This window comes from Simiduia sp. (genome assembly GCF_058345725.1).
In genome coordinates this window covers 37,726-51,703 of sequence record NZ_JBTUOC010000084.1, presented here as the reverse complement: position 1 = coordinate 51,703, position 13,978 = coordinate 37,726, and the positions used below count along the sequence as shown (strand labels likewise).

The window sequence follows — 13,978 nt, the reverse complement described above, 5'->3', positions numbered from 1 at the left end:
TCGCCGCCCAGCAAGGTCCAATCGGTGCCGCCCGTGGCGCTGTCGTTGCTGCCGTTGGCGGTGACGCTGCTCACGCCCGTAAAGGTAATGCCCGCCACGTCGAAGGTGTTGTCGGCGGTCAGGGCGAAGGTGTAGTTGGTGCCGCCGGCGGTGGCCAGTGAGCCACCGGCCACTGTGCCCAGGCCGTTAAAGGTGATGCCGCCCTGGGACACGGCGCCCGCGTCGCTGAGTAACACGCTGTTGCCGCCCGCCACCAAGGTGTCATCGCCACCGAGTGTGGTCACGCTGCTCAGACCACTGAAGGCAATGCCGTTGACCGACACGCTGTTGCCACTGGCGTTGCTGTAGCTGTCCGCACCGCTGGAGCCTAGCAGGGTGCTGGCGCCGGAGTCGGCCTGCGCTATACCGGTGAACGCGATGCCATTGAAGGTGGCGCCCACGCCGCTGCTGAGGCTGGTGCCCACGGTCCAGCTGTTGCTTTCTGCGCTTGTGGCGCGATCACTGTCGCCCCCACCGCCATCGACTTCAGTCACCAACTGGTAGTTGATGCTGCCCACGGTGACGCTGCTGCCGGCGACGGTAAACACGTCATTGCCGCTGCTGCCGGTGAGTTTGCCCGTGCTTTCAACGGTGTCGATGTCGCTGAAGGTGAGGCCGTTGGTGCTAGCGCTTGCGGCGCTGACCACGGTCCAGTCGGCATCGCTGACAACGCTGTCGGCGCCGCCATTGCCCGAGACAGTCGTCAGGCCGGTAAAGGTCAGACTATTGGCCACCACATTGCCCGTGGCCGCGCTGTAGCTAAAGCTGTCGCTCTCGCCGGCGCGGCCCGACAGATTACCGTTGTTAAAGGTGCCAAAACCGGTGACCGCCAGGGTACTGTTTGCCGTCACGCCTGTGTCGGTGAGGGTCCAGTTGGTCCCGGCACCGCCGGTCAAGCTGTTGCTGCTGGCGCCGCTCAGGCTGGTGAAGTCGGCCGTTGAGGCAAACACCAGGTTGGCGCTGGCTGTCAGGGTTTTGCTGTCGGTGTAAGTCAGGCCGACACCGCTATCGCTCACGGTCAGGCTGGTTACCGCGCCTTCGGCGCGCTCGATACCGGTAAAGGTAATACCGTCGGTGCTGATTTGTTGCGCTGATGCGTCGAGCAAGGTCCAGCTGGCACCGTCGCGCGCGATGACAATATCATCATCGCCCAGGTCGCCGGTGTTGTCGGCGCCAACCGAGGTGATGCCGGTGAAGCGGATGGCGTTGGCATTGAGTGCCTCGGTACCGGTCACTTCAAAGGTATCGGCGTTGGCGCTGCCCACCAGCAACCCATCGTTTACTTCATACAAACCGCTCAGGGTAACGCCCGCCACGCGCGCCGCACCGCTGGCGCCAGTTAGGGTGACCGTGCTACCACCGGCAGCCAAGGTGTCATTACCGGTCAGCAGGTCCACGTCGGTATAGCCGCTGGCGTGGGTGGTGTTGAAGGCGATGCCATTGATCACCAGGTTATTGGCGTCGGTCACGGCAATGGCATCGGCCAAGTTGGAACCCGACAGGCCATTGGCACTGCTGGTAACACTGCTAAAGCCCGTGAAGCCCATGTCGGTAAAGGTTTGGATATCGGTGGTGCTGTCGGTCACAAAGGACCAGCCATCGCCACCGGACAGCGAACCGCCGTCCTGTGCGGTGACGTGTACAACGTTGGTGAAGGCGATGCCGCTGAGATCAAAGGCGCCGTCGCCGGTCAATACCAGAGTCACCGGGCTGCCCGCCTGGGTGGTGACGCGACCGCCCGACAGGGCATCCACGCCGGCAATGTCGTAGGCCAGGCTGTTGACCGCGACGGTTTGGTTCGCCGTGATGGTGCTGCTATCGGTGTCGGCCAGACTCAGACTATCGGCGCCGCCGCGCAGATCAAGTCCACCAAAACTGCCACTGCTGGTGAAGGCAACGCCGTTTAACGTAATGCTGTCGTCGGTGAGGCCGCTCACCAGATCGCCGGCCGAGTCTTGGCCAAACAGTGTGGCGCCATTGGCAACGCTTGTGACAGCTTCAATTTGGTTAAAGGTAATGGTGCCATCGGTGGCGGCGTTGTTGCCCGCGGAGGTCCACACTGTACTGCTGTCGCTTTGCACTGTGTCGGTTTCACCGCCGGCATTGACGGTGGTAATACCGCTAAACAGGATGTTGTTCGCCGCCAGAGCACTGCCACCTAACACAAAACTATCGGCATCGGCCGAGCCGGTTAACACATTGCTGCTGCCGCTGGCATTTTCCAGACCGGCGAAGTTGACTCCCCGGCTGCTGGCCGCCTTGTCGCCGCCCAGCAAGGTCCAATCGGTGCCGCCCGTGGCGCTGTCGTTGCTGCCGTTGGCGGTGACGCTGCTCACGCCCGTAAAGGTAATGCCCGCCACGTCGAAGGTGTTGTCGGCGGTTAGTTCAAAATCAAAACTTGTGTTGCTGGCGGTGGTCAACTCGCCGCCCGTAACACGGGCGACATTTTCTAAATCTGTTTCGAAGACTTTAACGTTATTACTGCCGCTAAGTAGGTGCACGCCGTCCGTAAAAGACTCGCCGTCGACTGCTAGAGTTGTATCGCCCTGAACATTGACACTATCGAAGTCGACAATGGTCGCACCCGAGCGCCGTTGAAATGATGTACCGTTAAGAGATAACGCCCGCCCACTCGCATCGGCATCTGCAAAACTGCCCGCCTCTACCGACACTTCGCCCAACCCAGTTTGAACCGTGATATCCGACGTATCGGTAACCACCTGCTCCACGCCACTAAAATTAATATTTCGAGACCTAACACCCCCGGCGGTAAGCAGCGTCCAGCCTCTATTAGACTCACCATACACCACATCGACGACACCGGTATCGGCTACATCAATCAAATCTATTGCTGTAAAATTATTTGCACCGGTAATCACAATGTCGTTGGCAGTAAAGTTTTTGCGATCGACCATGGATACCACATCGGCGCCATCACTACCGGCAAAGGTGGTTACCTCGGTAGTTACTTGGTCTACTTGGCTGAATCTTACCCCGCCAATCGCAATATTGTTTGAACCGCCGGTCAAAGCGAGTGACATGGTCTGCCCGTCGACAGTATCTGCACCGCTGGCTAGCACGCCGCCCATGTCAATTTCTTCAAAAACCAAGGCACCGAATTCAATACCCGACTCGGTAGCATAGGAGTCATCCGTTGAACCCTGGCTTAGCGTGTCCGCCGCATTGGACAGCGTAAAGCGCCGACCGGTAGCGATAGCCTTCACGCCTGTTAAAGAAAGGTTGAATGGCAGCGGGCCGCCCACCCGGAATACCAATTCGTTTGCACCGAGCTTACTGCCGTCACTATTGGCAATGGAGAGCTCGGCATCATCAAGTGCAACGCTAAGATCGCTCACTGTCAGGTCAGTACCATTCACCTGTGACAGCCCAACCAATTCCAACAGCTGAACAGCATCACTTTTCACCACCGATGAAATACCCGTGACGGTGTCTGCAACTTTCACCAGCACGAGATCAATCGATGGGTTCACCAAATCCGCATCTACATTCAGTAGCGCACCGTTTGTGGTCGCGCTTTCGATGGCGTCAAACCCCAAGGTTTGCGGGCCAGACCCTAAGTCTTGCGACAGAGTTACACCCGCACTGGCGATGTCGAACGTCAGGCCATCCAACGAAGTAACGTCAAAGGTATCGGTGCCGGCACCACCGGTCAGGCTTAAGTTTTCAAAGGTAACATTGCCGAGTGTGTTAATTGTATCCGCCCCAGACAGGCCTACAGTAATGGCTACGTCAGCGGCTGTTACACTGCCAAGATTAGAGAAGCTACCCTGGCTATTCGCGGTCAGATCGCCATTATTAAGCGCTATGAGCTTATCGGCCGCTATATTAATATCGCCGTTGGACATTAAGTCCAATGACAGCTCGTGGTCTTCAGCCGTTATATTGGCATTGATTTCAATGCCAAGTGGATCGACAACACCCTCAGCGCGCAGCGTTAGCTTACTGGCGCTAACACCTATATCGGTATTGCGCACATTGACATCGGCAGACACAAGAATGCCAGATGCATCACTGACATTACTGATAATTTCGACGTTATTTGAGCCTAAGCTCAGAGCAAGATCATCGGCATTCAGGTAGTTATCGCCCGATGCGCCGGAACCGATTTCCAAAAAACCCGGATCGATTAACCAGGTACCCGCTTCGCCACCTGTCGCCTTCGCTTCCACGTTGCCTGTCAGACTGACAACCTGTTTGCCGGAGGTTTCCACAAAGCCACCGTCGCCAGCAACGCCACTTGCATTGGCAGAAACGCTCCCCGCTACCAGGGCAGTGTCTTCCGCCCACACGATTACGGTACCGCCGTTACCGGTAACGGTTGCCGAGGCACTGACACCCGCCCCCGCTTGCAATTCGGTAGCTTCGGCCAATCGCACAGTCCCTGCGCCGCGCAAATCGCCACCGATGCGCACGGTGCCACCTCCGGAGATGCCATCTGCCGAAACGGTAGCACCTGCCAGAATACGCACTTCATCACCAAGCACATCCACCTGGCCGCCCTGGCCTGCGGCGTTATTGGCCAAAACTTCTCCCTGCACCTCGGCGGCGTCGCCCTCAATGTGGACTAGGCCGCCAGTGCCACTGGCATCGAGCGACCCTGCAGCCACAACTTTCGAGCCAGAACCCGTCAAGCGAATAACACCGCCTGTCGTATCGATACCACTGGCCTTTACGGTACCCGTATTATTCACGGCAGAATCAAATAAATCTTTTGCCACAGAGGCATCCAGCAATACTTGCCTGCCTTCAATATCCCCGGCGTTCAGCACAGCGCTATCCACGCCGGCCTCTTTTTCCAAAACAGCTTTGGTAATCTGCACCCCGATCATGCCGTCGGAATCAAAGCTTAGAACGGCCTCGTCTGCCCCAGACAGGGATACCACGTCGGCCTTTATAAGGCCGTGGTTTGCAACTTGCTTGCCAAACAACGCTGCGCTAGAAGCATTGATTACGCCGTAATTGATGACACTACCGGCAGCGCCATCGCTACCGCTGAACTTGTAGTCGCCATTGAGAAAGTCACTCGGGTTGATATCGAGACCTGATACTGCAATACCATTGACGTTGACGGTGGCGGTTTCCGTAAACAGCACGCCCTGAGGATTAACCAATAACACGTGGCCATTCGCTTCAATGGACCCGTGAATAACAGAAGCGTTGTCATCCAGAATACGATTCAGTACAAAAGAGGAGGCAGAAGGTTGTACATAAAGCACGCGCTCATCGGCTGCGAGATCAAATGTTGTCCAGTTGATCGCCATCAAATCGGACGTTTGCGTCACGCGAGTGGTTTTATCCTCATCGGAAATGGTGCCCTCGCCACCAACCACGGTGCCACCTGTCGGGCCTGCCAGTGCCAGCGATGAATACCCCATCACCGTGGAGATGACTCCACCAACTACCAGACTATGAAAACCAATTGCTTTAGCTAATACATTCCGCGCTATGGTCGTTTTCACGTTATCGATTCCTTTGACATTGACAGGCAACATGGCTCAAAACTCAACTGGTACAATCATTTAAAGAAGAAAGTAAAATCGACAAACACCTGGGTTTCATCTTCCTGCCCCAGCTGTTCGTTAGAGGATTCAAGCTCAACGGGTTGCGCGACCGAAAATTGCGCTGCAAAGAACTCATCCCAACTCAATTTAAAAATAAGGCCTGCGCCCGCTAAACGCGCCCAGGAATCCGCGCCATCTTCTTCAAAATTCACGGAGCTTCCGTAGCCAGCATCGGCCAGCAGCCCCCATTGAAATACGTCATTCAATCGCATACCACCTGGCAGACTCGCATTCAGAGACTCCGGCAGATCAAAATACCATTCAGCGCTCAAGACTCCCGCAGCATCAGCAGAAAAATCGCGCACACTAAATGCGCGAACACCGTTGGCGCCGCCCAAAGAAAGCTGTTCAAAGGAAGGGAGCAATTTATCGGCATACTGCCAACGCGATTTAACCACCAATCGCGACTGCACATCGGTCAATGGCAACGGCACAAAGAAAAGACTATTGGTATCCAATGCAAATTTATAAAAATCGTCTCCGCGCCCTTCGACAACTGGATTCTGATGCTGACCGTATTGCACTTTCATGTTGGCGATATTCAACATACGCACACGGGTTCCCAAAGCATCGGCATACAAACCCAGCTCGGCGCCACGTACATGATCGCCACCGCGATAGGTCTCAACCACCGAATCCATGTCAGTGGCTTTGTCGGTAAGACTGAATCCAGTAGACACATTCAAATCGCGCGAGCGTTTCCATTTATGATCGATACTGGCCGCATAGGTTCTATTTATACCCTCTAATTCAAGGCGATTGATGATGTCGCCATCTTCGCCCGACAGCTCAAATTTGTTGTAATCTGCAGAGATCTCAAAGCGCGTGCGCGGGCTAAACAACGGCAAGCTATAGCGAAATTGCCCTAAATCCGAATTACCAGGGGTATAAGACTTCAAAACACCCAGTGTCAGTGCATCGCCAATACCCAGAGGATTCATAACATCAAACAGTGCATATACGCGTTTATCACCGGTAAAAGTTGAGCCGTGGTTATCCGCCCTAACTGCCATTTTCCAGCGTTTTTCTTCGCGAACTTTTAAGTTTAGCGCCGTCTCACCGGGATTATCGCCAGGACTGAAATAGCCCGTCACATTCAACCCAGGCAAATCGTTCAGTAAATACATCCCCTCCTCGACGTCGGCGTGATTGACCAGTTCCCCCAAATGCGCTTCGAAGGGTTTTTGCAATTGCGCCTCGCTATAATCGACATTGTCGTGCGCTACCACCTTGCCCAAGCGGCCTTCCTGTACCGACAGGCTGACCACGCCGTCAACCACGTCCTGAGCGGGTATTTGAACTTGCGCTAAAAACAGACCTTGCTGGCGATAGTAACCGGTAAGCTCCGCGGCAATTTCCTCCAGATCGCCATAGCTCATACCGCGCTCTGCGTTTTGCAACTTGACGATATTTATCAGGCGCTGCAAGTGCTTTGGGGTAACCCGATCGGGCATATCCATCGCGCTGATTTCAGCCAAGTAACCTGCAATTTCTTCCAGATTTTCTTTGGTGAAGCCGTGCGCCATCACCTGATCTTCTTTCATATACTTCACCCGCAGAGACTCAGCCATAGCCTCTATTTTTGCTCGGGTAATGCCAGAATCCGGGAACTCCTCCAGCCGCACAAAATCAAATTTCTTAACTGCAATGCGTGGGCCATCGTCGCGTAGTTGCTGCAGCGGAATTTCGGCGTCTAACTTAGGGGCGGCAGTATCCAGGGTGCGCAATAAAAATTCTTTGGTGATATCTTGATCGGCGTCAGGCGTAACATCCGTTTCAAACGCTGACCGCACGGAACTGCGAAAACTAGACTCTCCCTCGGTGACTTGCGCCACAGCGCCCTGTGTTGCCATACAGGCGATAGCGGTACTCACTGCCAACGTCAATGCATTGCGCATAGAAAACTCTTTTACTTGCATCTACCCTTCTCCTACAACATCCCTGTTAATTTAATGACCGCGTGCAACTTCTCTAACAACACGGAAACCCACGCTGTCTGTATCTACACTGTCGAATCGTTTTTTGGTTGTGGCCAGGCAACTACTCATACTGTCGTGATAGCTGCCACCAGCAACTAGAAATTCTTCTGTGCCAGCAACAACCAACTCGCCGGCATTACCCACATGATTTACCAACCCAAAGCCGTTTTGATCACCGGCATTTGCTGCCAACAACTCGCCGCCTTTTTCAATCCCACCATATTTCAGGTAGCAATTGCGGTCTGGCTGTTCTCTCTCGCCGTCTGCACTTGCCGCGCTAAACCATTCGCGGTAGCTAGGCAGCCTGTAGCTGTAGCCTGACTCCCGGCTAAGCCAATCTAAGTAGCCCTGGATAACGGCCGGCGACAACCCTGTTGCGGGCAGGCGCGCCTCACCCAATCGCAAGCTGCCGCACTGACCAGAGGCTTCACACCAACGGCTCAACTCGGCCCAGGTCACCTCGAACTTACCTATTGCTATGGCTTGCCTAGCCTCGCCCGTCACCTTCACCAAAGTAGGTCCCACGCCGCCGCTGGCGAGCGGGTCATTGCATGTGTAGCGCGACCCACGCCCACCGCTGCCAGGCGCTAAGTGACCGCAATAATCAATGGTGAAATTTGCCAATACCGCCTGCTCGGGCAGGAGCGCGAGCGAGGCCGCCAGAATTGGTTGGGTTCGCTTTGGATTTTCCTTCGCCAGCTTGCCCATACACGAAGCCAATTCTTGGGCGACAATAGGTCGTAATTTCGCGTGCTTAGGCGCGTCTAGCTGCTGCATTTCCTGCAGTGAGGTGGCAATTGCGCCCTCGACATCCAAGCTGAAGCCACAGCGCAGCTGGCGCTCAAGCTTTGCCACCAGCGCATCTATCTTGGCGGCGTGAATTTTGGCTTGGCGCTGCCTTTCCGCGCGCTCTATGGCTCGCTGCTCCGCCGCTATGCGATCCAATTCCGCTTGCCGTTCTGCCGCCAAACGCGCCTCGAGCTTCAATTTCTCTGAAAATAGCGCCTGCTTGAGCGACGCAAACTCGGCACTTTCTGCCACATCCCAGCCATCTGCACGAGCGAGAACCCGCTCGCCGTTCTCTAACTCGCCGGCGGCAATATACTCGCCTGCGGCGGTTAAAAACTGCTTCGCTACCTGCGCCTGCGCATCGTCTATAAACACATCACCCGGACTCAGTTCAGCGAGTTCTTTTAGCTCTTTGCGCAGGTCGCGCTCCCAGTCCACAGTCAGGCTGCCCATCTGTAACAACCGACTGATGGCCTCTTTTTTGTCCGCTATGCGCGATACCAACAGCTCTTGCTGCAACTTTTGCTCGAGCTCGGCCTTGTAAGCCAGATCCACCTGCTTTTGGTCTTGGTATTGCACATAGAACGCACCACCCATGGCCGTCGCAGAAAAGAGCACCACGCTTAAAGCCACCCAGAACGCCCGATTGCGCCCAAAAAACAACCGCATAAACTCCGCGGCATCCTGTACTCGGTCCTCCCGCGAAAATGCCAGCGCCGACTCCAATGCCCGCCACTGTCGCCGCGTCAGTACACGCAGACGCTTTGGCTTGAGCTTTTGGGCCTGCGCCTTATCGGCCGGCAGCTTATTAAAGGGGTGGCGCCCCGCATACAGTTCGTAGGCCACACACCCAAGGGCATAAACATCGTCGCTCTGACAAGGCTCCTGGCCCTTAATCATTTCCAAGCTGGCGTAGGCCGGCGTCAGCGCCCCAAGGCTGCCGGCATCAAAAAGCGTCTTTTCGCCGGTCGCTTCGGCCAAGCCACCGGACACAGCGCGCGCAATACCAAAATCAAATACCTTGGCACCCTTGGTCTTGGTAACAAAGATGTTGCCCGGCTTAAAATCCGAGTGCACGATTCGCTGCGAGTGCGCGTGCATAAGTGCGGAGGTAACGTCGCGCAAGATGGCGTCGGCCCGCTCTTTCTCTAAACCATGCCCTGCATGCTGCCGAATAAGCTTGTCGAGCGGAGTACCATCCAGGTACTCCATGGTCATGAAAACCAAGTCAGCATCCCGGTCAAAGTCAAAAACCGTTACGATGTTTGGGTGCGCTAAATTCTGCGATTTGCGCGACTCTCGCTGCAGCGAGATAAAGGCATCTGGGTGCTGGCGAAAATCATCGTTTAGCAGTTTCACCGCTAAATAGGGGTCACTGTCATTCGCCTCAACTTTACGGCGATCCAGCGCGCGATACACCGACCCCATGCCGCCAGTACCCAGCAAATTCACCAACTCAAAGCGGTCTTTGATCAATGTCTTGCTATTGCCCGTAGGATTACTCGAGGGCAGGGGCTGCACCGCCACGCCGGCCATGACCGTTTTATCTACCGACGTGACAGATGCGGGCTGAACAGCTGCGACAGGCCTGACGACTGGCGAAGGTTTTGCGCCCACGAAAACCGTGGCGTCCACCTCGTCGGGGGCAGCCGGGCCTTGGGGCGCACGGGTAGTACCGGCTTTCGATGCGCGGGCATCTTTAACTGAGGGAACTACGCGGGTTTTATCTTCAATGTCCATATAATCAATGCGCTCAATGCGTTAGCCTTCCGGGCCATACTTCTTGAAACCTATGCGTACGATGACATACGAATCAAACATGGTACGAACGTACATGCTTTAAGAGGCTACAAATTCAGGCGTGCCATATTACGCGAAATCCAAGGTCGACACCAAAAACTACTTAAGACCTTCGACTTAATATATACGACTGTACCAGTTGAGATCTTTTTCGACATTCAACTAGTACTTATTACCCATTCTGCGATCTTGCCAACTACTAATGCGCATAGTGCTGCGTTAGAATCTTCAGCCTGATTGACACCAAACATCGGAAAGTGTGACGCGGTAGACAAATGGACTTAATTCTTACGGTAATTGCCGACCCCAACGGCACCAATATGATCAACCACACCAAAGCGTTTGCCAACGCCGGTGGCACGCTGGGGCGCTCGGACAAAAATGATTGGGTGCTACCAGACCCAGACCGAATTATTTCCTCTCAGCACTGCAAATTAGACTTCAAAGCACCAAATTATGTGCTCACCGACACCAGCACCAATGGCGTGTTCGTCAATGATGGCAGCACACCGCTAGGCAACGGCAACTCACATACCCTGACTGATGGCGATACCATCGGCCTGGGTGAGTACAAATTGCGAGTCAGCCTGAGAGCCCCTGCAAAACCCGACAGCAAGTTACCCCAAGGCCTGGGCGCCGTAGACTTTCTAGATGAATCGGACAAAACCACATTTAGCGCGAGCATGGCTCCGCAGTTAGAGGCCAAGGCTCAGGCCCAGCAATTCGACGACTTCCTTGAGGCCAAGCCCAACCCGCCAACGCAGCAGCCGGACGACTGGGGTTTTGCCAGCGAGCTGGATGCTAAACCCGGCCTGGATACTGGCGGCGCTACCGACCCCTTAAGTATTTTTGACAAACCATCCTCTGAAGTTGTCAGCCAATTTGGCGCGCCGGCCCCCTCAGCTGAACAAGGCTGGGACGACGACTGGTGGAAGGATGGCAGCACCGCAGACCACGCAGACCCATTGGCGCACAATATACAGCCCCCGTCTGCACAACCTGCACCAGCCCCGCAACCTGCCGTGCCGCCGATCGCACCTGCGCCACAAGTGGCTCCCGCGCCTATGCCGCCAGTCGAGCCCAACCCCTTTGCAGCCTCTGCGGCTCTAGTGCAACCCAGCGCCGGCGCCCCTATGACACCGTCGCCAGCGCCGGTGCCGCCCGCGCAGGTAACTCCGCAACCGGCGCCTGTTGCACCGCAGCTGCAGAGCGCAGCCAGCCTGGCAACACCGATGGCAACCGCCCAGGTGGCGGCGGCCCCACAGCAGCCCCAGGCCAGCGCACCCAGCGGGCCACAACAACACAGCCTACAAGCCGCTTTAGGGTTGGGACACCTCAATCCAGCCCAATTGCCCAACCTGCTGGAAACAGTCAGTGCCATCATTAAGGAAACAACGACGCGTCTGATAGACCTACTGCGCGCACGTAACAGCATTAAGAACGAATTGCGCGTGCAGCGCACTATGATTCAGTCTGCCGACAACAATCCGCTGAAGTTCTCTGCCACTGCCGCCGACGCACTCAACAGCATGTTTGCAGGCAATAGCGATGCATTTATGACACCGCTAGAGTCGGTACAGGACAGCTTTGATGATCTTTCTGACCATCAGGTGGCGGTGCTAGCCGGTATGCGTGCGGCCTACAACGCCATGTTTAAACACTTCTCCCCCAAAACACTGGAGGCACGCTTTAACCATTCCGGAAGCCTTCTGGCCAGCAAACAGGCTAAAAACTGGGCCTCTTATTGCGACTACTATCAATCCTTGTGTCGCGATCGCGAAACCACCTACGAAGACCTATTTGGCGAAGAGTTCGCCGCCGCCTATGAAAAACAGCTGACGGATCTGAAAAATGCACGCGCCCTGTCGCGTAGAAATAAAAAATAAACTGACCATTCCGAACACCGAGGACACTATGAAATCACTTTCTTTTTGCCGCTTATTGACTTTGGCAGCAGTGTTGGTCGCTATTACCGGCTGCCAGGCTACACGCGAAACATTAAACTTCGACACCACAGCCAACCTCAATTTTTATGCTGGCGAATCGATAAACCCCGACCAGGACAACCGGGCCTCGCCCTTGGTAATACGCGTATTCAAGCTTGCTGATGCCCGCCAATTTGGTCGCGAAGACTTCCTAAATCTGTATGAAGATGCAGAAAATCGGCTAGGAAAAGACTTAATCGATACCATTATTCTTAAGGAAATTGCACCTGGCGAATTGCGCAAAGAGCAGTTTGAGCTCACCCCAGATGTCAAATATATCGGCCTGTTAGCCGAATTTATTAACTACCAAAATGCCGACGCCATCACCATTATTCCCGTGCAAGCCCACAAAGAAAACGACATAGATTTGCAAATTAAAGGCATCAAGCTGTCGCAGGGCGCTCCAGCAAAAGGTTCGCACAAACGCCGCTAATTTTTCTCAATATTTCTGACCTAAGGAAAGTCCATGTCAGCAATGAATAAAGTTATTTGGTCTGAGGGTATGTTTCTCAGGCCGCAGCATTTTCAGCAGCAGGACCGCTATTGGGAGCGCTATATTGAAGGGAAGCTGAGCGCCAACCACAACTTCAATTGGGGCGTTGAGTCCTTGGCGATCGACGCCGAGCCCCTGAATATGGGCAAGGTGTCGATCACCCAGATTAAGGCCATCTTTCCCGATGGCACGCCCTATTTTGCACCAGATATCGAGCTAACACCCGATGTGTTAGAAGTACCCGAAAATGTACAGGACCAGATTGTGTACCTGTGCGTCCCCCTACGTCGCCCCGGCAGCCAGGATTCCATTCGATCAGAAGAAGATTTGCCGCAGGCGCGCTACCAGGCATTTAACTACGACGTGCGCAACAGCACCGCGCAATCTAGTGAGCCGGCTCGCATTCAGATTGGCAAATTGCGAGTGTGCTTGAAACTGGGATCCGATGATTTAAGTGGTTATGCCAGCATTGGTATCGCGCGCATTATTGAGCGCCAGCCAGATAAACCCGTAAAGTTAGATCGCGAATTCATCCCCCCCGCCTTGCGCTGCGACGTATCGCCCAATCTCACGGCCTATTTAGACGAAGTACGGGGACTCTTAAAGCAGCGCGGTGATGCACTGGGTCACAGATTGGCCGACAGCGGTCGCGCTGGGTCGGCAGAAATTGCCGACTACTTGCTACTGCAAGTATTGAATCGAGTGCAGCCGTTACTGGATCAGTACAAGAATCAAGAGCATATCCACCCCTTTGCTTTATACCTAGAACTTATTCAGCTATCCGGCGAACTGGCGACCTTTACCGCTCCCAGCAAACGCGCGCCCAGCTTTGCGCCCTATCAGCACACCAACTTACAGGCGACCTATGCCGACTTGTTTGGCAGCCTGCGCCAAGCGCTCAGCACCGTACTGGAACAAACTGCAGTGCCACTTTCGCTAGTGGAGCGCAAATACGGTATTCATGTTGCCCCTATATCGGACCATTCGATGGTGGACAGCTGCAGCTTTGTGCTGGCGGTGAAAGCCGATGTGCAAACCGAGCTGTTACGCTCGCGGTTTCCCACCCAGGCCAAAATTGCACCGGTGGAAACCATTCGCGAACTCATAACCACGCAGTTGCCTGGCATCAAGATCCGCGCCTTGCCCGTAGCGCCTCGCCAAATCCCCTACCACTCGGGTTTTATCTACTTTGAGTTGGAAAAAAGCGGGGATTTGTGGCGCAGCTTCCAGCGTTCAGGCGGCTTCGCTGTACACCTAGGGGCAAACTTCCCAGGCTTGTCGATGGAGCTCTGGGCAATTAGGAATAGCTGA

6 protein-coding genes are annotated in these 13,978 nt (G+C 54.9%); 3 read left to right on the top strand and 3 right to left on the bottom strand.

Annotated features, from left to right (window positions below; genetic code table 11):
* The 3 genes from ACW8F6_RS16850 to ACW8F6_RS16840 form a co-directional block, all read right to left on the bottom strand.
* Window positions 1-5,519 (bottom strand): two-partner secretion domain-containing protein (locus ACW8F6_RS16850; protein ID WP_491577049.1); only part of this gene is annotated, 5,519 nt, incomplete at its 3' end.
* A gap of 56 nt (window positions 5,520-5,575) precedes the next feature.
* The gene (locus ACW8F6_RS16845) at window positions 5,576-7,540 is read right to left on the bottom strand and encodes a ShlB/FhaC/HecB family hemolysin secretion/activation protein (protein WP_491577048.1); all 1,965 of its coding nucleotides are present in this window, start codon (window positions 7,538-7,540) and stop codon (window positions 5,576-5,578) included.
* Between the two features lie 30 nt (window positions 7,541-7,570).
* Window positions 7,571-10,129: a bifunctional serine/threonine-protein kinase/formylglycine-generating enzyme family protein gene (locus ACW8F6_RS16840; protein WP_491577047.1), complete on the bottom strand. Its 2,559-nt coding sequence runs from the start codon at window positions 10,127-10,129 to the stop codon at window positions 7,571-7,573.
* A 335-nt stretch (window positions 10,130-10,464) separates the two neighbouring features.
* Here ACW8F6_RS16840 and tagH point away from each other — a divergent pair, with 335 nt between their 5' ends.
* Genes tagH through tssK form a run of 3 tightly spaced genes read left to right on the top strand, consistent with a single transcriptional unit; the run spans window position 10,465 to window position 13,978 of the window.
* On the top strand, window positions 10,465-12,075 hold the full coding sequence (gene tagH, locus ACW8F6_RS16835; protein ID WP_491577046.1) for a type VI secretion system-associated FHA domain protein TagH: 1,611 nt from the start codon (window positions 10,465-10,467) through the stop codon (window positions 12,073-12,075).
* A 28-nt stretch (window positions 12,076-12,103) separates the two neighbouring features.
* Entirely contained in the window at window positions 12,104-12,607 is a 504-nt protein-coding gene (tssJ, locus tag ACW8F6_RS16830) for a type VI secretion system lipoprotein TssJ (protein WP_491577045.1), read from the top strand.
* A 33-nt stretch (window positions 12,608-12,640) separates the two neighbouring features.
* Window positions 12,641-13,978 (top strand): type VI secretion system baseplate subunit TssK, encoded by a 1,338-nt coding sequence (tssK, locus tag ACW8F6_RS16825; RefSeq protein WP_491577044.1) that lies wholly within the window; start codon window positions 12,641-12,643, stop codon window positions 13,976-13,978.